The organism is Isoptericola jiangsuensis (assembly GCF_002563715.1).
Lineage (GTDB): Bacteria > Actinomycetota > Actinomycetes > Actinomycetales > Cellulomonadaceae > Isoptericola > Isoptericola jiangsuensis.
In genome coordinates this window covers 3,786,338-3,807,151 of the sequence record NZ_PDJJ01000001.1, presented here as the reverse complement: position 1 = coordinate 3,807,151, position 20,814 = coordinate 3,786,338, and the positions used below count along the sequence as shown (strand labels likewise).

Below are 20,814 nucleotides of genomic sequence, written 5' to 3'. Positions count from 1 at the left end.
CGACGCTCGGACCTCCGGGGTAGCCGCTACAGGACGCCGAGGGCGCGGAGCCACGCGTCGGGGACGTAGGCGTAGCCGACGAACGCGACGACGTCGAGGATCGTGTGCGCGATCACGAGCGGCATGACGCGGTGCCGTCCCCAGCGGGACGTGTAGAACCACGAGAAGACGACGCCCATGACGACGTTGCCGAGGAACGGGCCGAACCCCTGGTACAGGTGGTACGAGCCGCGCAGCAGCGAGCTCGCCACGACGAACTTCCACCGGCCCCAGCCGAGGTCCGCGGTGCGCTCGCGCAGGTAGGCGACCGCGATGACCTCTTCGAGGAGGCCGTTCTTCAGCGCCGACAGGATGAGCACCGGCACCGTCCACCAGTACGGGTCCAGGGCGCTCGCCTGCACGGTCACGGTGATGCCGAGCGCGCGCCCCAGCGCGTAGAACGCCAGCCCGGGGACGCCGATGCCTGCCGCCAGCGCGAAGCCCCACGCGGTGTCCCGGCCCGGGCGGGCGACGTCGAACCCGATGCGCCGCAGGGTGCCGGGCCCGCGCGCGCTCAGGAGGTACAGGGCCAGCGCCACCGGCACGAGCGCGAACCCGACGGCCAGCACCTGGTACACCAGGTCGAGGTACGGGCGGTCCGAGCGGGACGCGTTGAGCGTCGCCGTCTGCGCGTCCAGGCCCGTCGCCGCCGCGATCGCGTCGTACAGCCGCACGCCGAGCGCCACCAGCGCGTACACCGCGCTCTGCCCCAGGCTCAGCCCCAGGACGATCCACACCTCCGCGCCCGTGCGACGTCGCTCGTGGCGGGTCGTCGCCGGTGCGGCCGGCGGGGGCGGCGCCCACGCGACGTCGGGGGCGGGGACGGCGGGTGCCTCGGCAGGTTCGGCCACGCGCCCAGCGTAGGGCGCCCGCCCGGACGTGCCCTGGGAGCGTTCCGCCGAGCATGCCGTGGGCGCCCGTGACGGTCGACGGACCGGCGCTCTCGGCATGGTCGGTCGCGGGCTCGTCGCACCCGCCGAGGGACGGATGCGGTCCAGGGGGTTGTGCGCAGGACCAACTGGTGGCACCCTACAAAGTAGTTTGCAACGCAAACCTCAAACGAGGAGCATCATGAGCACCCCCACCGACCCGCCCGCCGACGACGCCGAGGCCCTCGACGCCGCCGAGTCCCTGCGGCTCATCGCCGAGTCCCAGCGCCGCGCCCGCACCGGCACGCTGCCCGACGGGCGGCTGCTGTACCTCGTGTGGGGGCTCGCCTGGGGCATCGGGTACTCCGTCCTGTGGACGAGCTCGCGGACCACCGGGTCCCCGCCCACCGGGCCGGCGTTCGCCGTCTTCTTCGTGTGCATCGCCGCGGCCGTCGCCTTCACCATCGTCCACAGCGTCACCCGTGCCGCCGGGACCCGGGGCCGCAGCGCGCGGGTCGGTGCGATGTACGGCTGGGCGTGGACCCTCGGGTTCGTGTCCTACCCGCTGATCGTCGCGGGCATCGCCGACGCCGGCGCCTCCCCGGAGATCATCGCGCTGCTGGCCAACGCCCTCGCCTGCCTCGTCGTCGGCATGATGTACCTCGCCGGCGGCGCCTGCTTCGCCGACCTGCGGCTCTACCTGCTCGGCGTGTGGATCCTGCTCGTGGGCGGCGCCGCCACCCTCGCGGGGATCCCGGGCACCTACCTCGTCCTCGCCGGTGCAGGGGGCGGCGGGTTCCTCCTCATGGGGCTCGTCGAGACGCTGCTGCGGGCGCGGCGACGCTCCGTCGCGGGTGGTCGTCGTGGGTGACCTCGACCCCGTCATCCACGCCCCGGCGCGGCTCCGGCTCGTCGCCACCCTCGCGGCGCTGCGCCGCGGCGAGGAGATCTCCTTCCCCAAGGTGCAGCAGCTCCTGGGGATGACCGCGGGCAACCTGTCCACCCACGTCCGCAAGCTCGAGGACGCCGGCTACGTCGTCGTCGTCAAGACCCACGCGGGCCGCAAGCCCGTCACCTACCTGTCGTTGTCCGTCGCCGGACGCCGTGCCTTCGAGGACTACACGGCGGCGCTGGACGACCTGCTGAAGGGAGCAGGCGCATGACCGTCATCGACGTCGACCGCGTCACCCGACGGTTCGGGGACGTCGTCGCACTGGACGACGTCTCGCTCGCCGTCGGACCGGGTGAGCTGGTCGGGCTGCTGGGCCCGAACGGCGCCGGGAAGTCCACGCTGCTGTCCCTGCTCAGCGGCCAGCGCCGCCCCGACTCCGGGACGGTGCGGCTGCTCGGCGGGAACCCGCGCGACGCCGCCGCGCGGCTCGGGCTGGGCGTCACGCCGCAGGAGACCGGGCTGCCCGCGACGCTGCGCGTCGGCGAGGTCGTGGACTTCGTCGCCGGGCACTTCCCCGACCCGGTGCCCACCGCCGAGCTCATCGAGCAGTTCGGCCTCACCGAGCAGACGCGCAAACAGACCGGCGCCCTGTCCGGCGGGCAGAAGCGGCGGCTCGCCGTGGCGCTCGCGCTCGTGGGCCGCCCCCGCGTGCTGCTGCTCGACGAGCCCACCACCGGGCTCGACGTCGGCGCCCGGCAGACCCTGTGGGAGGCGATCCGCGCCTACCACGCGGCCGGCGGGACGGTGCTGCTCACCAGCCACTACCTGGAGGAGGTGCAGGCGCTCGCCGAGCGCGTCGTCGTCATCGACCACGGCGTGGTGCGCGCCGACGACTCCCTCGCGGCGATCCTGCGGCGCGTCGGGCTGCGGCACGTCGAGGTGCGCTCCGCCGCCGACCTGACCGGCTGGGACGGCGTCGTGCGCGGGACGCGCCAGGACGACGGCTCCCACGAGCTGTACACGGCCGACGCCGACGCGTTCGTGCGCGCCCTGGTGACGTCGGGCGTGGCGTTCGACGACCTGCGCATCCGCGGCGCGGGCCTGGAGGAGGCGTTCGCGGAGATGGTCGCGACGCCGGCGACCCCGGAAGGAGCACGACGATGACCACTCAGCACACGGCGTCCGCCGCCCCCGTCACGCGGTCGGCCGGCACCGTCCACCCGCTGCGGCTGACCTGGCTGCACCTGCGGTTCCAGTTCCTGGAGACCGTCCGCATCCCCATCGCGGTGCTCGGGAACATGATCTTCCCGGCGCTGGCGATGTTCTTTTTCGTCGTCCCGCAGACGGAGGTGTCCCAGAACCCGCTGTTCGCGACGAGCGCCGTGGCGGGGCTGGCGTTCTTCGCGGTCTGCTCGGCGAGCCTGTTCACGTACGGGCTGGGCGTGGCGGAGGACCGTCAGCTCCCGTTCGACCCGTTCGTGCGCTCCCTGCCCGCGGGGCCGGGGCCGCGGATGGCGGCGCGCGTCCTCAACGGCGCGATCTTCGCCCTGTTCGGGCTGGTGCCGCTCATCCTCATCGCGTGGCTGTTCACCGCGGCTGCGGTGACGCTGCCGCAGCTCCTCGCGGGGGTGGGCGTCATCCTCGCGGCGTCCGTGCCGTTCGTGCTGCTCGGCATGGCGGTGGGGTACTCGTTGTCGGCAAAGGCGGCGCTGCCGGTGGTGCAGGTGGTGCTGTTCCCGCTGGCGTTCGCGGGCGGCCTGTTCCTGCCGCCGATGCTGTTCCCCGACTGGCTGGAGGGCGTCTCGCGGTTCGTGCCGACCCGGGCGGGCCGCGACCTGCTGGTCGACGCGCTCACCGGTGCGCCCGCGTACCCCGGGGCGTGGCTGGTGCTCATCGGCTGGACGGCGGTGTTCGCGGCGCTGGCGGCGTGGGCGTACCGCCGCGACGAGGGGCGTCGCTTCCGCTGACCGCTGCTGCTCCCGCGCCGACCATGCGACGGCGGCCCGTCCGATCTCTCGGACGGGCCGCCGTCGCATGGTCGACCGTCGGGCGGGCATGGTCGGCGCCGCATCGGCCGTCGGGGTCAGCCCGCCCGGCGCAGCCGCAGCGAGTTCGTCACGACGATGACGGACGACAGGGCCATCGCGGCCCCCGCGATCATCGGGTTGAGCAGCCCCGCCGCCGCGAGCGGGATCGCCGCGACGTTGTACGCGAAGGCCCAGAACAGGTTCTGCTTGATGATGCGCAGGGTCCGCCGGGAGATCCGCACCGCCGTGGCGGCGGCCCGGAGATCCCCTCGGACCAGCGTGAGGTCGCTGGCCTCGATCGCCACGTCCGTGCCGGTGCCCATCGCCAGGCCGAGGTCGGCGGTGGCGAGCGCGGCGGCGTCGTTCACGCCGTCGCCGACCATCGCCACGACACGACCCTCGCCCTGCAGCCGCTCGATCGTGGCGGCCTTGTCCTGCGGCAGGACGCGGGCGATCACCTGGTCGATGCCGACCTCGGCGGCCGCGGCGCGCGCGGCGCCCTCGGAGTCGCCGGTGAGGAGCACCGGCTCCAGCCCGAGCCCGCGCAGCTCCCGCACCGCCTGGGCGGACGTCGGCTTCACCGGGTCGCGCAGCACGAGCGAGGCCCGGGCCGTGCCGTCCCAGGCGACGACGACGGCGGTCGCGCCGGCGTCCTCGGCCTGCCCGACGGCGTCCCGCACCTCGTCGGGGACGGTCACGCCGACCTCGTCGAGCCAGGTGAGGCGGCCGACCGCCACACGGCGGCTGCCGAGGCCGCCGCCCGCCGCGGGGCCGTCACCGAGGCCCGAGTGCGCGGTCCGCACCACGGCCTCGACGCCGCCGCCCGCGGTGGAGCGGAAGTCGAACACCTGGAGCGAGCCGATCTCGACGCCGTCGGCGCCGGTCCCCGACCGCGAGCCGCCGGGCACGGTGGCCGCGTCGGCGATCGCCCGGGCGACGGGGTGCTCGCTGCGCGCCTCGACGGCGGCGGCGTACCGCAGCGCCTCGTCGGCGTCGACGCCCGGGGCGGGCTCGACCGACTCCAGCGCCATCGCGCCCTGCGTGACCGTGCCGGTCTTGTCGAGCACGACCGTGTCGACGCGACGCGTGGACTCCAGGATCTCCGGGCCCTTCACCACGATCCCGAGCTGGGCGGCCCGGCCGGTGCCGACCAGCAGCGCGGTCGGGGTGGCCAGGCCGAGGGCGCAGGGGCAGGCGATGATGAGCACCGCGACGGCGGCCGTGAAGGCGAACTGCAGCCCGGCGCCCGCCGCGATCCAGCCGACGAACGTCGCGACCGCGAGGACCAGCACCACCGGCACGAACACGGCCGAGATGCGGTCCGCGAGCCGCGCGACCGGGGCCTTGCCGGTCTGCGCCTGGGAGACGAGCCGGCCGATCTGCGCCAGCGTCGTCTCCTCGCCCACGCGGGTCGCCCGCACGAGCAGGTGGCCCGAGGTGTTGACGGTCGCGCCGGTGACGGCGTCGCCGGGGGAGACGTCCACCGGGACGGGCTCGCCGGTCAGCAGCGACGTGTCGAGGGCCGACGTGCCCTCGACGACCTCGCCGTCGGTGGCGACCTTCTCGCCGGGGCGCACCGTGAACAGGTCCCCGACGGCCAGCGCCGAGATCGCGACCCGCTCGGTGACGTGCCGGCCGTGGTGCAGGACGGGGGTGCCGTCCGGGCCCACCGTCACCCGGTCGACCTCCTTCGCGCCGAGCTCCAGCAGGGACCGCAGCGCGTCCCCGGCCCGCCGCTTGGAGCGGTGCTCCGCGTACCGGCCGGCCAGGAGGAACGTCGTCACGACGGCCGCGACCTCGAAGTACAGCTCCGGCATGCTCCCGTGCTCGCGCGACGGCAGCAGCGACACGTCCATCGTCATGCCGATGCGTCCCGCGCCGCCCAGCAGCAGGGCCCACAGCGACCACGCGGTGGCCGCGACCACGCCGATCGACACCAGCGTGTCCATGGTGGACGCGCCGTGCCGGGCCGCCTTGGCCGCCGCGGCGTGGAACGGCCACGCGCCCCACGTCACGACGGGCAGCGCGAGCGCCGCGACGACCCACTGCCAGCCCGGGAACTGCCAGGCGGGGATCATCGACAGCGCCACCACGGGCACGGTGAGGACGGCCGACGCCCGCAGGCGTCGGCGCAGGTCCGCGCCGCGGTACTCCGTGTGGACGTGGCCGCCGCCGTGGCCGGCGTGCTCGTCGGCCGCCATGTCGTGGCCGCCGTGCTCGCCGCCGTCGCCGGTGGAGCCGTGACCGGCGTGCCGGTCGGCCCCGCCGTCGGTGCTCGGGGCGTGACCGCCGTCGTGCCCGCCGTGGGCGGACCCGTCGGGCCGGTTCGCGGCCTGGTCGGCCGCGTCGTGCCCGGCGTGCTCGGGGGCCGCGGCCCGCGGGGCGGTGGAGCGGCTGCGGGTGACGGTCGCGCTGTACCCGGCGGCCGAGACCGCGGCGAGCAGCGCGGCGTCGTCGTGGTCCTCGGACAGCACGACGTGCGCCGACTCCAGGGGGAGGTTGACGGTCGCCTCGACGCCGGGGAGCCGGGCGAGGCGCTTCTCGACCCGGGCCACGCACGACGCGCACGTCATGCCCTGCACGGCGAGGTCGACCTCGCGCACGGGGGGCGCGTCCGGGGTACCGGGGGACTGGTGGGTGGTCTGGTCGTTCATGAGGTGACTCCAGGGTCGAACGTGCGGAGGTCACCGGCGACGTTCCGGGGTGTCGGACGTCGGAGGTCGGGTGCCGGTCGGCACGGGCGGAGGGCCTGCGCGGGCTCGACGCCGGGCGTCGGCCGCGGGACGGGCAGGCGGTCCGCGGGTGGGTGGCGGCCTGGTGCCGCCGGTGGTCACGCGCGGGGCGGGACGGAGAGGTCGTACGTCTTCGTCGCGGGCTGCGCCGCGGCGTCGGACGGGCCGCAGCCGCAGGCGCAGTCGTGCGCGGCCTGGCGGGCGGGCGCCTGGGCGGCCTGCTGGGCGGCCAGGGCGTCGGTCTGCACCTCGACCGAGGCGACGGCGTACCCGGCCTCGTCGACGGCGTCCCGCAGGGCCGCCTCGTCGAGCGGCGCGTCGGAGAAGACGGAGACCTCGGAGGCGGAGCCGACGCGCAGCTCGATGCTCACGTCCTCCACGCCCGCGACCTCCTTGAGGTCGTTCGTGACGTGGGCGACGCAGTTCGCACAGGTCATGCCGGTGACGCCCAGGGTGGTGACGGTGCTCATGGTTCTCCTCGGGTGCGGTGGGGTGGCGGTGCTGATCGCTCAGCGGACGAGCCGGCCGATCGCGGCCGTGGCTTCCTTGATCTTGACCGCTGCGTCCTCGTCCGACGCGCGGGCGGCGTCGACGACGCAGTGGCTGAGGTGGTCCTCGACGAGCGCGAGGCTCACCGACTGCAGGGCCTTCGTCACGGCGGACACCTGCGTGAGGATGTCGATGCAGTAGACGTCCTCGTCGATCATGCGGGCGATGCCGCGGACCTGCCCCTCGATGCGGCGCATCCGCTTGAGGTACGCGACCTTGTCGGAGGCGTAGCCGTGCGGGGCGTCGTGGTCGTGGACCTCGGGCTCGACGGGCGTGGCGGTCTCGGTCATACCGCCGACTATACCCCCCTGGGGTATGAAGTCAAGAGGTGCGGATCACGGCAGCACCACGTACGAGTGGACGTCCACCTGCCCCTCCGTGCCCACCAGCCGGAGCCTGCCCCACCCGAACTCCGTCCTCGGCCGCACCGTCACGTACTTGACGCGCTTCGTCCTCGCCCGTGCGTCCACGTGCCCGATCCTGCGCTTGCCGATGTACACGTCGAGCTCGCCGGCCGACGGCTCGGCGACCACGCCGAGCCGCACCGCGCCACCCTTCGCCTTCGACCACGCCGTCTCGGCCCGGTCACCCTCGAAGACCGAGGTCCGCGCGTGGCGGTACGCCGACATCGTCTGGGAACCCAGGAGGTCGGAACCCTGCACCGGCACCGTCGTGCACCGCTCGCGCGACCACGCGCCGTACTGGCGCGCCGTGTCGACCGCGCGGACCTGCAGGCAGACGGTCCGGCCCGCGTACACCCGCGGGCGGAGCTGCGGCGAGGTGCGGCTCGGGTACTGGCCCCGGGACCAGCCCGCCGCATAGCTGGAGCTGTAGCGCGTCCCCATGAACTCCCGCGACCGCACCTCGTACCGCAGCACGCCGTGGTCGTCGGTACCCGCCCACCGGAACGTCGGACGGCGGAACGTCTCGTGCTCCGTCTGGTTCCCGGTCGCGACCTTCCGGGCGAGGTGCCGCTTCGGCGTCTCGACCCACCGGACGGTCGGCGGGCTGTCCGAGGCCGCGGCCACCGCGGTCGTCGCCATCGTCGCCGTGGTCGTCGCCCCCGCGGGCACCGCGCCCGTGCACAGCAGCGCCGCGCTCAGCGCGACCACCGTCGCGGACCTCCAGGACCTCACCGTGCCGAACGCCATCGTCGCCCCCACCTCGCCGCCGTGACCAGGGCGTTCGCCCGGGTCGGGCCGCAGGATAGCGGGTCAGGGTTACTTCGAGGTGCGCTTCGTCGAGGACTTCTTGCCGCTGGTCACCGCAGCCTTCTTGCCCGACTTCTTGCCCGACTTCTTGCCCGACTTCTTGCCCGACTTCTTCGTCGGCGCCGCGTCCTTCGCGGCCTTGGCCTTCTTGGCCTTCTTCGCCTTCTTCGAGCTGGGGTCCGCCCCCTGGCGCGGGGCGGGCTCGGCGTCCGCGGTCCCGGTGACGACCGGCACCGTCGAGCCGTCCGCGACGCGCGCCCGGAACGCCGCCCCGACCCGGAACCGGGGGACCACGGCGGCCGGCACGGCGATCGTCGCACCCGTGCGTGGGTTGCGGGCCGTCCGGGCCGCACGGGTGGCGCTGTCGAACGTGCCGAACCCGAGCAGCGACACCCGCTCCCCGGACGCCACGGCCGTCGTGATCGAGTCGAGCACCGCGTCCACCTGCTTGCGGGCCTCCGTCGGGCCGGCGCCGGTGCGTTCGGCGACCGCCGCCGCGAGCTGGGACCTGTTCATGCCTGCCGCCTTCCGTCGTGCCGGACGTGCTGCGTCGAGTGGTTCCCGACCGTAGCGACCCGCTGCCCGGACCCGCCGGAGGACACGGCCGTGCCGGCGTCATCGCCCGGCCGGAGCCGCGTCGACCACGAGGCGCCGGCCCCCCCGGTCCGGAGGGTCGTGACGGGTCAGGGCGCGACGGCGGCGGCTGCGGCGCGCGCCCCGGCGGGCAGGGCGTCGAGGATGCGGCCGACGGCGTCGTCGTCGTGCGCGGCGGTGCAGAACCACGCCTCGAAGACGGACGGCGGGAGGTTGACGCCGGCGTCGAGCATGGCGTGGAAGAACGGCTTGTGGCGGTGGACGTCCTGCGCCTGGGCGGCGGCGTAGTCGCGGACGCCGTCGCGGGCGGCGGCCTCGCCGAAGAAGACGGAGAACAGGGAGCCGACGCGCTGGACGCGGTGGGGGACGCCTTCGGCGTCGAGGGCGTCGCCGAGGGCGGCGGACAGGACGCCGGCGACGTGGTCGACGCGGGCGTAGACGGCGTCGTCGGCGAGGCGGAGGGTGGTGAGCCCGGCGGCGACGGCGACGGGGTTCCCGGACAGGGTGCCGGCCTGGTAGACGGGGCCGAGCGGCGCGAGCTGGTCCATGAGGGCGGCGGGGCCGCCGAGGGCGGCGACGGGCATGCCGCCGCCGACGACCTTGCCGAAGGTGAACAGGTCGGGCGTCCAGTCCTCGCCGTCGGCGCGGGCGAGGCCCCAGTAGCCGGCGGCGCTGAGGCGGAACCCGGTGAGGACCTCGTCGAGGATCAGCAGGGCGCCGTGCGCGGCGGTGATACGGCGCAGGCCGGCGTTGAACCCGGCGGCGGGCGGGACGACGCCCATGTTGGCGGGGGCGGCCTCGGTGATGACGGCGGCGATGCGGTCGCCGTGCTCGGCGAACGCGGCCTCGACGGCGGCGAGGTCGTTGTACGGCAGGACGAGGGTCTCGGCGGCGGACGCCGCGGTGACGCCCGCGGTGCCGGGCATGGCGAGGGTGGCGACGCCGGAGCCTGCCTCGGCCAGGAGGGCGTCGACGTGCCCGTGGTAGCAGCCCGCGAACTTCACGATCAGGGGTCGCCCGGTGACGCCGCGGGCGAGACGCACGGCCGTCATCGTCGCCTCGGTGCCCGTCGACACGAGGCGGACCCGTTCGGCGGCGGGCACGCGGCGGCGCACCTCCTCCGCGAGCTCGACCTCGGCGAGGGTGGGCGCACCGAACGACAGGCCGCGCGCGGCGGCGTCCTGCACGGCCGCGACGACGTCGGCGTGCGCGTGCCCGAGGAGCGCCGGACCCCAGGACGCGACGAGGTCCACGTACTCGCGTCCGGCGACGTCGGTGACGTACGCGCCGCGCGCCGAGGCGAGGAACCGCGGGTCGCCGCCCACGGAGCCGTAGGCCCGCACGGGCGAGTTCACGCCGCCGGGGATGGAGGCCTGCGCGCGCACGAACGCCGCGTGGTTGTCCGCCGGGGGCGTCGTGTCCACGAGCGCCGCCTCGACCTGGCCGAAGCCTGCCGTGTCCGTCATCGTCGTCCTTCCGTCGCGTCCGGCCTCGGGCCGGACGTCAGTGCGTGTGCAGTCGGTGGGGCGCCCGGGGGGCGTCAGTCGAGCCAGTCGGCGATCTCGGTCGCCCAGTAGGTGAGGATCAGGTCGGCGCCGGCCCGCCTGATGGCGAGCACCGACTCCAGCACGGCCCCGCGCCGGTCGATCCAGCCGTTCGCGGCGGCGGCCTCGATCATCGCGTACTCGCCGGACACCTGGTAGGCGGCCACGGGCACGTCGGTGCGGTCGGCGACGGCGCGCAGCACGTCGAGCGACGTCCCGGCGGGCTTCACCATGACCATGTCGGCGCCCTCGGCGAGGTCGAGGTCGGCCTCCCGCAGGCCCTCGCGGGCGTTCGCGGGGTCCATCTGGTAGGTGCGGCGGTCGCCCTGGAGGGCGGAGTCGACGGCCTCGCGGAACGGTCCGTAGAACGCGCTGGCGTACTTCGCGGAGTAGGCGAGGATGCCGACGTTCTCGAACCCGGCGTCGTCGAGCGCGTCCCGCAGGACGGCGACCTGGCCGTCCATCATCCCGGACGGCGCCACGACCTCCGCGCCGGCCTTCGCCTGCGCGACGGCCATGGCCGCGTACCGGTCGAGGGTGGCGTCGTTGTCGACGGTGCCGTCGGCGGCGAGCACCCCGCAGTGCCCGTGGTCGGTGAACTCGTCGAGGCAGGTGTCCGCCATGACGACCGGCCCCGGCCGCCCTGTCTCGGCCTCGACGGCGGCGACGGCCGCGCGGGCGATCGCGATGCCGCGCTGCAGGATGCCGTCCTCGGCGTCGCCGGCGGTGCCGCGGGCGTCCCGCTGCGCCGGGATGCCGAACAGCATGACGCCGCCGACGCCCGCCCGCGCGGCCTCCGCGACCGCCTCGGCGAGGGTCTCCGTGGTGTGCTGCACCTGACCGGGCATCGACGAGATCGGCGCCGGCTCGGTCAGCCCCTCCTTGACGAACAGCGGCAGCACGAGGTCCGCCGCGTGCAGGCGGTGCTCGGCGACCAGGCGGCGCATGCGCGGCGTCGTCCGCAGACGGCGCGGACGGTAGACGATGCCGGAGGTGCTCATGGGTTCCTCTCCAGGGCGGTGGTGACCGCCGCGGCCAGCGCGGCGTCGGTGGGGCGGTCGGCGACGACCGCGACGGTGAGCCCGACCTCGCGGGCGACCTCGGCCGACGGGCGACCGATCGCGACGACGGGCGTGGACGTGCCGAGCTGGTCCGCGATCTCCCGGGCGACCGACCCGGACGTCACGACGGCCACGTCGAAGCGGCGGGCGACGACGTCGCGCGGCAGGTCGGAGCGGACCGTGCGGTAGGCGGTGACGACGTGCGGCGTCCAGCCGAGCGCCACCAGGCCGTCGCGCAGCACGGGCGTGGCGAGGTCGCCGAGCGGGAGCAGCACGTCGGTTGCGGCTGTCACGCCGGAGTCGGTGCCGGTCGGGTGTGGGGTGTCCCGCGCGACGTCGCGTTCACGGTCGCTGCGCGACCTCCACTCCGGGTCTGACGACGACGCGCGGGACACCCCACCCCCGACCTCCGTCGTCGCGGCGGGCGGCGGGAACACCGCGACCATCCCGGCGGCCGACGCGTCGTCGGGCACCAGCTCGGGCTCGATGCCGATCGCGCGCAGCGCGCGGAGCGTGGCGGGGCCGACGGCGGCCCAGCGGGTGGGGGCGGCGGCGAGCGTGACGTCGAGGTCGGTGGCGGCCGCGGCGAGGGCGTCGACGGCGTTGACGCTGGTGATGACGGTCCACGCGTACCGGCCGGCCGCGACGTCGCGGACCGCGGTGGCGAGGGCGTCGCCGTCCAGGGCGGGGGCGCGCTCGATGACGGGGGCGACGGTGACGTCGGCCCCGGCGTCGCGCAGGAGGGCGGCGAGCGCGGCGCCACGGCGCGGGCTGCGGGGGAGCAGGACGGCCCGCCCGGTCAGGGGTCCGGTCACGGGACCTCCGGGTCGTCCGTCCCGGTGGGTGTCCGCTCGGGCTCGGACGAGGCCGGGGCGGGGGCCGCGTCGGACAGGGGCGCGAGACGGGCCGCGCCGTCGGTGAGCAGGGCCTCCGCGACGCGGACGCCGAGGGCGAGCGCCGCCTCGTCCGCGGCGGCGGCGGCGAGCTCGTGCCCGAGGTCGAGGCGCGCCGTGTGCACGATCTGCTCGGACCCGTCGACCTTCGCCACGACGGCGGACAGGGTGAGCTCGTCCTCCTCGACGCGGGCGTACGCGCCGATCGGGGCCGCGCACCCGGCCTCGAGCCGGGCCAGCACCGACCGTTCGGCCAGCACCGACAGGCGGGTGGCGCGGTGGTCGAGCGCCGCGAACGCCGCCGCGAGGTCCGTGGCGTCGAGGTCGGCGGTGCGGGCCTCCACGGCGAGCGCGCCCTGCCCCGGCGCGGGCGCGACGACGGTGGGGTCGAGCACCTGCGACACCACCTCGGTGCGGCCGAGGCGGCTCAGCCCGGCGTAGGCGAGCACGACCGCGTCGAGGTCCGCCTCGGGGCCGAGCGCGCGGGCGAGCCGCGTCTCCACGTTGCCGCGGATGTCGACGACGTCCAGGTCCGGGCGGGCGGCGCGGAGCTGCGCCGCGCGACGCGGGGAGCCGGTGCCGACGCGGCCGCCGCGCGGCAGGTCGTCGAGCGTCATCCCGTCGCGCGCGCACAGCGCGTCGCGCGGGTCCTCCCGCTCGGGCGTGACGACGGTCAGGCCCTCCGGCTGCCCGGTGGGGAGGTCCTTGAGGGAGTGCACGGCGACGTCGCAGCGGCCGTCCACGAGCGCCTCGCGCAGCGCGGTGACGAACACGCCGGTCCCGCCCAGCGACGCGAGCGAGCTCGTGCGGTCGATGTCGCCCTCGGACCGGATGTGCACCAGCTCGACCGGGTGCCCGAGCAGCTCGGTCAGCCGCCGCGCGATCATCGACGACTGCGTGGTGGCGAGCGCGCTGGCCCGGGTGCCGAGGCGCAGGGGTGCGGTGGGGGTGCTCACCCGACCAGTCTCTCGCGAACCCCGCGCCAGGCCGCAACCCGGCGGCGTCGCCGGGCCGACGTCACACTCGTGCTGTCGCGGTGTCAGCACCCGCGGCCGTCGGGGGTGGCGAACGAGCGTGCTGGAACGGCACCCCACTCCGACGTTTGACGTACGAATCCTGCACGCTCGTTCGCCACGGGGGTGTGGCCCGGCCGCGCGGTGCGCGGTCGCCCGTGGCAGGTCAGAGACCGGCCACGGCCGCCTGCGCGTGCGTGACGATCGAGGCCAGGCCCGCGCCCGCCACCCAGCCGCCCGTGACGGCCAGGCCGGGCGTCCGCCCCACCGCGCCGCTCAGCGCGGTGACGGTGGCCCGGTAGGCGGGCGTCGGCGGCGGCAGCGCGCCGTCCCACCGTTGCGTGAGGTGGTCCAGCACGCGATCCTCCAGGGGCACGCCCAGCAGCACGGACGCGTCCCGCGCGGCCTCGTCCGCGTCCGGCGGCACCGTCGGCTCCCCGATCCGCCCGTACGACAGCCGCACCACGTGCACGCCCGGACCGGCCGCCCGGCGCACCCGCTCGGCGAGCCACGGCCACTTCGCCGTCGAGTGCGTGAGCGCCTTCGCCCGCACCGGGCCGTCGTCGGGCGCCACGAGCATGCCCGTGCCCCGCGGGGCCGCGTCCAGCTCGGGGGCGTCCAGCAGCAGCGTCACCAGGTGGACGTCGGCGCCCGCCTCCGGTGTCGGCACGACCCCCGTCCACGGCTCGAGGAGCGGTGCCACGGTGGGCGTCGTCACGACCAGGCGGGGCGTGACCACGGTGTGCAGGGACCCGCGGCCCCCGCGCACCCCCGCCGACGTCGCGCGCGTGCGCACGACCCAGCCGCCGCCGTCGTGCGCCTCGACCGCGACGACCTCGTGCCCGAGCCGCAGCGCGGTGTGGATGGGGCCCGTCGCGTCGGTGAGGGGGGAGTCCGACCAGTCCTCGGCGCTCGCGGCGATCTGCCCGGCGAGGGCCTCGACGATGGCGTGCATGCCGCCCGCGACGCCGCGCACGGCGGCCCCGGCGGGCGCGGAGGCGCGCAGCGCGGAGACGGCGCGGGTGAGGGAGCCCTCGACGCCGAACCGGTCGCGCAGCCCGGGGGCGACGGCCGCGACGGAGAGGCGGTCGAGCGGGGCGGAGTGGACGCCGGCCGCGACGGGCGCGACGAGCCGGTCGGTGACGCGCGCGCCGAGGCGGGCGCGGGCCAGGGAGCCCAGGTCCTCGGCGCCTGCGCCGACGAACCGGGGCAGCACCCGGTCGAGGGAGCCGCGCACGACGCCGGGCCAGCCGACGGCGCGGCGCACGTCCGCGGCCCACGGCACCGACGGGATGCCGAGCACACCGGCGGCGGGCAGGGGGAACGCCCGTCCGGCGGCCCAGCCCCACGCGGTCAGCCCGGAGGGTTCGACGACGTCCAGGTCGAGCCGTGCGGCGAGGTCGGCGACGGCGCCGCCACGGGCGGCGAACGACTCGGCGCCGAGGTCGACGGGCACGCGCGGCAGCGACTCGAACGCGCCGCCGCGCACGGGGCCGCCCAGGCGGGTCGACGACTCCAGCACGACGGTGCGCAGCCCGCGCTCGACGAGGGTGAGGGCGGCGACGAGGCCGCCGATCCCCCCTCCGACGACGACGGCGTCGACCTGCTGGCTCACAGCGAGTGGACGAGCTCGACGACGCGGGTCAGGACGGTGGGGTCGGTGTCCGGGGGGACGCCGTGCCCGAGGTTGACGACGTGACCGGGGGCGGCGGTGCCGCGGGCGACGACGTCGCGCACGTGCGCCTCCAGCACCTCCCAGGGGGCGCCGAGCAGGGCGGGGTCGATGTTGCCCTGGACGGACACGTCGCGGCCGAGCAGGCCGGTCGCCTCGTCGAGCGGCGTGCGGTAGTCGACGCCGACGGTGCGGTGCGTGATCCCGGCGTCGACGAGGACGTCGCGCAGCGCCTCCAGGAGGTGCCCGGTGCCGGTGCCGAAGTGGATGCCGGGGACGCCCGCGCCGTCGGGCGTGCGCAGGTCGGCGACGTGCCGCAGCGCGCGGGTCGACGATGGTGCGACGTGCGCCTGGTAGTCGGCGAGCGACAGCGACCCGGCCCAGGAGTCGAAGAGCTGGACGGCGCTGGCGCCGGCGAGGACCTGGGCGCGCAGGAACCGGCCGGTGAGGTCGGCGGTCCAGGTGGTGAGCCGCTGCCAGGTCTCGGGGTCGGCGTGCATGAGGGTGCGGGCGGCGAGGTGGTCGCGCGAGGGGCGGCCCTCGACGAGGTACGCGGCGAGGGTGAACGGCGCGCCGCCGAACCCGATGAGGGGCGTGTCCTGGGCGTGCGGCAGCTCGGCGAGGCCCGCGACGGTCCGCGCGACGGCCTCGGTGATCGGGGCGAGCGCGGCGTCGTCGAGGTCGCGCGAGACGAGCTCGTCGACGTCCGCGGCGGTGCGGTACGGGCGGTCCATGACGGGGCCCACCCCGGAGACGATGTCGACGGCGACCCCGGCCAGGCGCAGGGGGACCACGATGTCGGAGAAGAAGATCGCGGCGTCCACCCGGTGCCGCCGCACGGGCTGCAGCGTGATCTCCGCGGCCAGCTCGGGCATGAGGCAGGACTCGATCATCCCGACGCCCTGCCGGGCCTCGCGGTACTCGGGCAGCGACCGCCCGGCCTGCCGCATGAACCAGACCGGCACCCGGCCCGTCTGTTCCCCGCGCAGCGCGCTGACCAGCGCGGACGCGCCGGTGCGGCCGTCGACCAGGGGGTGCGTGCCGGGCAGGATGCTGACGTTCTGCGTGGGGGATGTCACGGTCCACGATTCTGCCCCGTGCGCACGCGGAAACTAAAGTGGGGCGCACTGTGGTTCTGATCTCCCTCACCGCGTCCCACCGCGAGCTGGACCTGGACGCGCTCGAACGCCTCTCCTCCGGCTCGACGTCCGTGGGACGCGCGGTCGTGCGGTCGTGCCGCCCCGTGCAGGGCGCCGTCGTCATCTCCACGTGCAACCGGTTCGAGCTGTACCTCGACGTCGAGGCCCCCCTGGACGGCGACTCGGTGCGGCACGCCACCCGCCACGTCGCGGACATCGTCGCGGACTCCTCCGGCGTGACGCCCGAGGTCGCCGCGAGGTCGTTCACGGTGCGCACCGGCTCCCAGGTGCCGGGTCACCTGTTCTCGGTGGCCTCGGGGCTGGACTCGATGGTCGTGGGGGAGCGCGAGATCGCCGGGCAGGTGAAGCGGGCCCTCGCGGAGGCGCGCGAGGACGAGACGACGTCCAAGACGCTGGAGCTGCTGTTCCAGACGGCGTCGCGCACGTCCAAGCTGGTCGGCCACCACACGACGCTCGGCGGGGCCGGCCGGTCGCTGGTCGCGCTCGGGCTGGACCTCGCCGGCGAGACGCTGCGGCCCTACCCGGCCGCCCGCGCCGTCATCATCGGCACCGGCGCGTACGCCGGGGCGTCGGTGGCGGCGCTGCGCGCCCGGGGCTGCACCGACGTGCGCGTCTACTCGGGCTCGGGACGCGCCGCGGACTTCGCGGCCTCGCACGACGTGGTCGCGCTCGGCACGGGGTCGGAGGCCCTGGTGGAGGCGCTGGCGGACGCCGACCTGGTCGTGTCCTGCTCGGGCGCACGCCAGCGCCGGCACGCGGAGGCCGGCGCCGAGGTCTCCATCGAGTACGTCCTGGACGCCGCCGCGGTGGCCCGCGCCCGGGAGCGGGCCGCGGCCCGGGTCGTGGACGAGCCCGAGCCGGACGCGCTGGTCATCCTCGACCTGGCGCTGCACCGCGACGTCGACCCGCAGGCGGCGGACGTCGAGGGCGTGCTGCTGTACGACCTGTCGACCCTCAAGGCGAACGCCCCGGCGACGGACGTCGCCACGGTGGAGCAGGCCCGGGACCTGGTGGACCGGGCGGCGGACCGCTTCGAGGAGAACCGGCTGGGCCGCGCCGCGGACGCCGCGGTGGTCGCCCTCCTGGACGAGGCGGAGGCGGAGGTGGCGCGGCAGGTCGCCGAGGCCGCCGAGCGCCTGGCCGTCGAGCTCGCACCCGAGGCGCCCACCGAGGAGGACCTCGAGGCGGTGGCCCGCGGTGCCCGCCGCCGCGTCCACGCCGGGCTGCACGACCGCATCGTGGAGGCCCGTCGCGAGGCGCTGGCCGCCGCGCGCGCCGCGGAGGCTGCCGTCGTCGGCGGCGCGGAGGAGTCCCTGCGCAGCGTCGGTGCCGCGGAGGTATCTCGGGCATAGCCCGCTATGCCGGGCGAATGCGGGCATTCGCGAGTAGGTTCGAGGGACGTGCACGGGTGCGTGGGCCGGTGACGCGGCAGGACCGCCTGCCGTCCGGTCGGACCGATTCTTGCGAAAGGACCCGCTGATGGACGGCTTCTGGGACTACATCTGGTTCCTCCTGTGGATCTTCCTGTTCATGGCGTACCTCATCGTCCTGTTCCAGGTCCTCACCGACCTGTTCCGCGACCGTGAGCTCTCCGGCTGGTGGAAGGCCGTCTGGGTCGTCTTCCTCATCTTCGTCCCCATGATCACGGCGCTCATCTACCTCATCGCCCGCGGTCGCGGGATGGCCGAGCGCAACCTGCACGCCGCGCGGGACGCCAAGACCGCCACGGACGACTACATCAAGTCGGTGGCCACGGTCTCGCCGGCCGACCAGATCGCCTCCGCCAAGAAGCTCCTCGACGAGGGCGCCATCACCCCGGAGGAGTTCGCCCACCTCAAGGCGAAGGCCCTGTCCTGACCGCGTCCCGTCCGGACCGGTCCTCCTGACCGGGCACTCCTGACCGGGCCTGCTCGACGGGCGTGCACGCCGGTGCACGCCGCGGAGGGTGCGGTGCCCTGTCGACGGGGGGTGTCCGATGTTCCCCGCGTGGTCGTCAGACCGGAAGCGGAGGGCGCGCAGCGCCCGTGAGCGCGGCCGCGCGGGGAACGTCGGACACCCCCCGTCGTCGTGCCCGACGGTCCCCGACGTGTCGCGTGGCACGCCCGGGCGGTACGTTGCGCGCATGCGACTCGGCGTGATCGACATCGGCTCGAACACCGTGCACCTGCTGGTGATGGACGCGCGTCCCGGCGCCCGCCCGGTCCCGCAGGCGAGCCACAAGACGACGGTGCGGCTGATGCGGTTCCTCCAGGAGGACGGCGCGATCTCGGACGAGGGCGTCGCCGCGCTGTGCCAGGCCGTCGAGGACGCCGCGGGCGTGGGCCGTGAGCACGGCGTGGACGACACCATGGCGCTGGCGACGTCGGCGGTGCGCGAGGCCCGCAACGGCGCGGAGGTGCTCGCGGAGCTGGAGCGGCGCGCGGGGGTGCCGATCGAGGTGCTCGGCGGGTCGGAGGAGGCGGAGCTGACGTTCCTCGCGGCGCGTCGCTGGTACGGCTGGGGTGCGGGGCGGCTGCTGCTGCTCGACATCGGCGGCGGGTCGCTGGAGATCGCGACAGGGCTGGACGAGACGCCGGACGTGGCGCTGTCGGTGCCGCTGGGCGCGGGGCGGACGACCAAGGAGTTCCTGCTGCCGGAGGACCCGCCGCGGCCCGAGGACGTCGAGCGGCTGCGCCGGCACGTGCGTGCGGTGCTGGCGGACGCGGTCGGGCCGGTCCTGGACGCGCCGACGCCGGACCACGTCGTGGCGACGTCGAAGACGTTCCGGTCGCTGGCGCGGCTGGCGGGGCTGCCCCGCCAGGTGCTGGGCACGGGGGAGCGGTGGCGGATGCGTCAGGACCACCTGGCGGACTGGCAGCCGCGGCTGGCGCGGCTCGCCTCGACGGACCGCACGGTGCTGCCCGGCATCGGGGTGAACCGGGCGCTGCAGATCGTGGCGGGTGCGGTGGTGGCGCAGGAGGCGATGCGGGCGCTGGGGGTCGAGGAGGTCGAGATCTGCCCGTGGGCGCTGCGCGAGGGCGCGGTCCTGCAGCGGCTCGACCGGCTCCGGAGCGGTGTCGGCGCTTGACCGGACAGGTGAAGCCTGCTTCACTCGTCCGGGAAGGGGAGTAATCCTCGCACCGCATCGTCAGCACGGTCCCGCCCGGGACTCGGTGCGGTGGGCGTCCCGGCCGATGAGACCTTCACGATGACGTGGAGGTCCGTCGATGTCCGTTCCCCTCTGGGCGTGGTTCGCCGTGCTGGGAGTCATCCTGGCGATGCTCGCCCTCGATCTCCTCGCGCACCGGCGTGCCCACGTGATCGAGGTCCGCGAGGCCGCGGCCTGGTCGGCCGTGTGGGTCGCCCTCGGCGTCGGCTTCGGTGTGGTGGTCTGGCAGGTGTGGGGTGCCGAGCACGGGCAGCAGTACTTCGCCGGCTACCTCATCGAGAAGTCGCTCGCCGTGGACAACGTGTTCGTGTGGGCGATCGTCTTCGCCGCGTTCGGGGTCCCTCGCGAGCTGCAGCACCGCGTGCTGTTCCTCGGCGTGCTGGGGGCGCTGGTGTTCCGGGGCGCGTTCATCGCCGCGGGAGCCGCCCTCATCGAGAACTTCTCCTGGGTGCTGTACGTGTTCGCGGTCTTCCTCGTCGTGACCGGGATCCGGATGTTCCGCAGCCGCGACGAACACGTGGACCCCGGCCGCTCGCGGACCCTCGCGCTGTTCCGCCGGATCGTCCCGATGACGGACGCCTACCTCGGCCAGCGGTTCCTCGTGCGGCGGGCCGGCGTGCTGGTCGCGACCCCGTTGCTGGCCGTGCTGGTGCTGGTCGAGGTCACCGACGTCGTCTTCGCCGTCGACTCGATCCCCGCCATCTTCGCCGTCACTTCCGAGCCGTTCCTCGTGTTCTCGGCGAACGCGTTCGCCATCCTCGGGCTGCGGGCCATGTACTTCCTGCTCGCCGACATGATGCACCGCTTCGTCTACCTCAAGGTCGGGCTGGCGGCCGTGCTGGTATGGGTGGGTGTGAAGATGCTCCTCCTCGACGTCGTCAAGATCCCCACGCCGGTCAGCCTCGGCGTGGTCGCCCTGATCATCGGCGTCGCGATCGCGGCGAGCCTCGCCTCCACCCGGGGCCAGGGGCGCCGGACGGTGCAGGTCACCACCGGGAGCTCGTTCCGCGTCGCGACGCCGGAGGAGCTCGCGCAGGTCGAACCGCTCGTCAGGCGAGGTCGGCGAGCGCGTCGATGAGGTCGCCCACCGAGTGCGCCGAGTTCGACGGGTGCCGCAGCGGGCGGTCCGGGTCGATCGTGTAGTGGTTGCGCCGGCCCCGCCGCTCCCGGTGGATGTAGCCGCCCTGCGCGAGGTCGTTGAGGATCGTGACGGCGGTGCGCGCCGTCACCCCGACCCGCTCGGCGATCTGCGCCACGGTCGCGTCGCCGTCGGCCGCCACCGCGACCAGCACGTGACCGTGGTGCGTCAGGAACGTCCACCGGGGCGCCCGTGAGTCCCGTGCCTCGTCCGTCATGGGCTGCCTGCGTTCCGTGGTCACCACCAGAACGGTAGTCCGCACGACGAGCTCC

22 protein-coding genes and 1 pseudogene are annotated in these 20,814 nt (G+C 75.3%); 10 read left to right on the top strand and 13 right to left on the bottom strand.

Going from position 1 to position 20,814, the window contains the following annotated elements:
- Window positions 1-26: 26 nt before the first annotated feature.
- Window positions 27-890 (bottom strand): CPBP family intramembrane glutamic endopeptidase, encoded by an 864-nt coding sequence (locus tag ATJ88_RS17045; RefSeq protein WP_425432694.1) that lies wholly within the window; start codon window positions 888-890, stop codon window positions 27-29.
- Window positions 891-1,110: 220 nt separating this feature from the next.
- Here ATJ88_RS17045 and ATJ88_RS17040 point away from each other — a divergent pair, with 220 nt between their 5' ends.
- The 5 genes and pseudogenes from ATJ88_RS17040 (at window position 1,111) to ATJ88_RS17025 (ending at window position 3,767) form a co-directional block, all read left to right on the top strand.
- The gene (locus tag ATJ88_RS17040) at window positions 1,111-1,779 is read left to right on the top strand and encodes a hypothetical protein (protein WP_098464861.1); all 669 of its coding nucleotides are present in this window, start codon (window positions 1,111-1,113) and stop codon (window positions 1,777-1,779) included.
- The gene (locus ATJ88_RS17035) at window positions 1,772-2,071 is read left to right on the top strand and encodes a transcriptional regulator (protein WP_098465439.1); all 300 of its coding nucleotides are present in this window, start codon (window positions 1,772-1,774) and stop codon (window positions 2,069-2,071) included. The genes ATJ88_RS17040 and ATJ88_RS17035 overlap by 8 nt, the downstream gene beginning before the upstream one ends.
- Window positions 2,072-2,133: 62 nt before the next feature.
- Window positions 2,134-2,475 (top strand): annotated as a pseudogene (locus ATJ88_RS19160) (ATP-binding cassette domain-containing protein); the annotation flags it as partial.
- A 3-nt stretch (window positions 2,476-2,478) separates the two neighbouring features.
- Window positions 2,479-2,964, top strand: coding sequence for an AAA family ATPase (locus ATJ88_RS19155; RefSeq protein WP_425432707.1), 486 nt, complete (start codon window positions 2,479-2,481; stop codon window positions 2,962-2,964).
- Window positions 2,961-3,767, top strand: coding sequence for an ABC transporter permease (locus ATJ88_RS17025; protein WP_098464859.1), 807 nt, complete (start codon window positions 2,961-2,963; stop codon window positions 3,765-3,767). The genes ATJ88_RS19155 and ATJ88_RS17025 overlap by 4 nt, the downstream gene beginning before the upstream one ends.
- A 116-nt stretch (window positions 3,768-3,883) precedes the next feature.
- Here ATJ88_RS17025 and ATJ88_RS17020 read toward each other — a convergent pair whose 3' ends face one another.
- The 4 genes from ATJ88_RS17020 to ATJ88_RS17005 form a co-directional block, all read right to left on the bottom strand.
- Complete coding sequence (locus ATJ88_RS17020; protein WP_098464858.1) at window positions 3,884-6,481, bottom strand: heavy metal translocating P-type ATPase; 2,598 nt, start codon at window positions 6,479-6,481, stop codon at window positions 3,884-3,886.
- 176 nt (window positions 6,482-6,657) lie between these two features.
- Window positions 6,658-7,029 (bottom strand): heavy-metal-associated domain-containing protein, encoded by a 372-nt coding sequence (locus tag ATJ88_RS17015; RefSeq protein ID WP_098464857.1) that lies wholly within the window; start codon window positions 7,027-7,029, stop codon window positions 6,658-6,660.
- A 39-nt stretch (window positions 7,030-7,068) separates the two neighbouring features.
- Entirely contained in the window at window positions 7,069-7,398 is a 330-nt protein-coding gene (locus ATJ88_RS17010) for a metal-sensitive transcriptional regulator (RefSeq protein ID WP_098464856.1), read from the bottom strand.
- Between the two features lie 45 nt (window positions 7,399-7,443).
- On the bottom strand, window positions 7,444-8,151 hold the full coding sequence (locus ATJ88_RS17005; protein ID WP_141538719.1) for a hypothetical protein: 708 nt from the start codon (window positions 8,149-8,151) through the stop codon (window positions 7,444-7,446).
- Window positions 8,152-8,158: 7 nt separating this feature from the next.
- Here ATJ88_RS17005 and ATJ88_RS19075 point away from each other — a divergent pair, with 7 nt between their 5' ends.
- Window positions 8,159-8,284: a hypothetical protein gene (locus ATJ88_RS19075; protein WP_281255260.1), complete on the top strand. Its 126-nt coding sequence runs from the start codon at window positions 8,159-8,161 to the stop codon at window positions 8,282-8,284.
- A gap of 44 nt (window positions 8,285-8,328) precedes the next feature.
- On the opposite strand, the gene ATJ88_RS17000 is transcribed toward ATJ88_RS19075, so the two are convergent.
- The 7 genes from ATJ88_RS17000 to hemE all read right to left on the bottom strand — a co-directional run bounded on the left by ATJ88_RS17000 (window position 8,329) and on the right by hemE (window position 16,175).
- Window positions 8,329-8,835, bottom strand: a complete 507-nt coding sequence (locus tag ATJ88_RS17000) for an HU family DNA-binding protein (RefSeq protein ID WP_098464854.1) — start codon at window positions 8,833-8,835, stop codon at window positions 8,329-8,331.
- Window positions 8,836-9,002: 167 nt separating this feature from the next.
- Complete coding sequence (hemL, locus tag ATJ88_RS16995; protein ID WP_098464853.1) at window positions 9,003-10,379, bottom strand: glutamate-1-semialdehyde 2,1-aminomutase; 1,377 nt, start codon at window positions 10,377-10,379, stop codon at window positions 9,003-9,005.
- Window positions 10,380-10,453: 74 nt separating this feature from the next.
- On the bottom strand, window positions 10,454-11,458 hold the full coding sequence (gene hemB, locus ATJ88_RS16990; RefSeq protein WP_098464852.1) for a porphobilinogen synthase: 1,005 nt from the start codon (window positions 11,456-11,458) through the stop codon (window positions 10,454-10,456).
- A complete protein-coding gene (locus ATJ88_RS16985; protein ID WP_098464851.1) occupies window positions 11,455-12,333 on the bottom strand; it encodes a uroporphyrinogen-III synthase in 879 nt (292 codons plus the stop codon). The genes hemB and ATJ88_RS16985 overlap by 4 nt, the downstream gene beginning before the upstream one ends.
- Window positions 12,330-13,367, bottom strand: a complete 1,038-nt coding sequence (gene hemC, locus ATJ88_RS16980) for a hydroxymethylbilane synthase (RefSeq protein WP_098464850.1) — start codon at window positions 13,365-13,367, stop codon at window positions 12,330-12,332. The genes ATJ88_RS16985 and hemC overlap by 4 nt, the downstream gene beginning before the upstream one ends.
- Window positions 13,368-13,590: 223 nt before the next feature.
- On the bottom strand, window positions 13,591-15,039 hold the full coding sequence (locus ATJ88_RS16975; RefSeq protein ID WP_098464849.1) for a protoporphyrinogen/coproporphyrinogen oxidase: 1,449 nt from the start codon (window positions 15,037-15,039) through the stop codon (window positions 13,591-13,593).
- Window positions 15,036-16,175, bottom strand: a complete 1,140-nt coding sequence (gene hemE / locus ATJ88_RS16970) for a uroporphyrinogen decarboxylase (protein WP_245852516.1) — start codon at window positions 16,173-16,175, stop codon at window positions 15,036-15,038. Before hemE ends, ATJ88_RS16975 begins: the two co-directional genes overlap by 4 nt.
- 50 nt (window positions 16,176-16,225) lie before the next feature.
- Here hemE and ATJ88_RS16965 point away from each other — a divergent pair, with 50 nt between their 5' ends.
- The 4 genes from ATJ88_RS16965 (at window position 16,226) to ATJ88_RS16950 (ending at window position 20,482) form a co-directional block, all read left to right on the top strand.
- A complete protein-coding gene (locus ATJ88_RS16965; protein WP_098464848.1) occupies window positions 16,226-17,608 on the top strand; it encodes a glutamyl-tRNA reductase in 1,383 nt (460 codons plus the stop codon).
- Window positions 17,609-17,735: 127 nt separating this feature from the next.
- Entirely contained in the window at window positions 17,736-18,113 is a 378-nt protein-coding gene (locus ATJ88_RS16960) for an SHOCT domain-containing protein (protein WP_098464847.1), read from the top strand.
- Between the two features lie 265 nt (window positions 18,114-18,378).
- Window positions 18,379-19,323 carry a Ppx/GppA phosphatase family protein gene (locus ATJ88_RS16955; protein WP_098464846.1) on the top strand — a complete coding sequence of 315 codons (945 nt, stop codon included), beginning with the start codon at window positions 18,379-18,381 and terminating at the stop codon, window positions 19,321-19,323.
- A 139-nt stretch (window positions 19,324-19,462) separates the two neighbouring features.
- Complete coding sequence (locus ATJ88_RS16950; RefSeq protein WP_098464845.1) at window positions 19,463-20,482, top strand: TerC family protein; 1,020 nt, start codon at window positions 19,463-19,465, stop codon at window positions 20,480-20,482.
- Here ATJ88_RS16950 and ATJ88_RS16945 read toward each other — a convergent pair.
- Entirely contained in the window at window positions 20,454-20,759 is a 306-nt protein-coding gene (locus ATJ88_RS16945; RefSeq protein WP_098464844.1) for a helix-turn-helix transcriptional regulator, read from the bottom strand. The genes ATJ88_RS16950 and ATJ88_RS16945 overlap by 29 nt on opposite strands.
- Between the last annotated feature and the right edge of the window lie 55 nt (window positions 20,760-20,814).

Excerpts from the sequence above, each read along its gene's own strand:
- ATJ88_RS16960 (WP_098464847.1), top strand. The coding sequence starts at position 17,736 with ATGGACGGCTTCTGGGACTACATCTGGTTCCTCCTGTGGATCTTCCTG.
- ATJ88_RS17015 (WP_098464857.1), bottom strand. The coding sequence starts at position 7,029 with ATGAGCACCGTCACCACCCTGGGCGTCACCGGCATGACCTGTGCGAAC.
- ATJ88_RS17025 (WP_098464859.1), top strand. The coding sequence starts at position 2,961 with ATGACCACTCAGCACACGGCGTCCGCCGCCCCCGTCACGCGGTCGGCC.
- hemB (WP_098464852.1), bottom strand. The coding sequence starts at position 11,458 with ATGAGCACCTCCGGCATCGTCTACCGTCCGCGCCGTCTGCGGACGACG.
- ATJ88_RS16950 (WP_098464845.1), top strand. The coding sequence starts at position 19,463 with ATGTCCGTTCCCCTCTGGGCGTGGTTCGCCGTGCTGGGAGTCATCCTG.
- hemL (WP_098464853.1), bottom strand. The coding sequence starts at position 10,379 with ATGACGGACACGGCAGGCTTCGGCCAGGTCGAGGCGGCGCTCGTGGAC.
- ATJ88_RS17040 (WP_098464861.1), top strand. The coding sequence starts at position 1,111 with ATGAGCACCCCCACCGACCCGCCCGCCGACGACGCCGAGGCCCTCGAC.
- ATJ88_RS17005 (WP_141538719.1), bottom strand. The coding sequence starts at position 8,151 with ATGGCGACGACCGCGGTGGCCGCGGCCTCGGACAGCCCGCCGACCGTC.
- ATJ88_RS17020 (WP_098464858.1), bottom strand. The coding sequence starts at position 6,481 with ATGAACGACCAGACCACCCACCAGTCCCCCGGTACCCCGGACGCGCCC.
- ATJ88_RS17000 (WP_098464854.1), bottom strand. The coding sequence starts at position 8,835 with ATGAACAGGTCCCAGCTCGCGGCGGCGGTCGCCGAACGCACCGGCGCC.
- ATJ88_RS16945 (WP_098464844.1), bottom strand. The coding sequence starts at position 20,759 with ATGACGGACGAGGCACGGGACTCACGGGCGCCCCGGTGGACGTTCCTG.
- ATJ88_RS16955 (WP_098464846.1), top strand. The coding sequence starts at position 18,379 with ATGCGACTCGGCGTGATCGACATCGGCTCGAACACCGTGCACCTGCTG.
- ATJ88_RS17010 (WP_098464856.1), bottom strand. The coding sequence starts at position 7,398 with ATGACCGAGACCGCCACGCCCGTCGAGCCCGAGGTCCACGACCACGAC.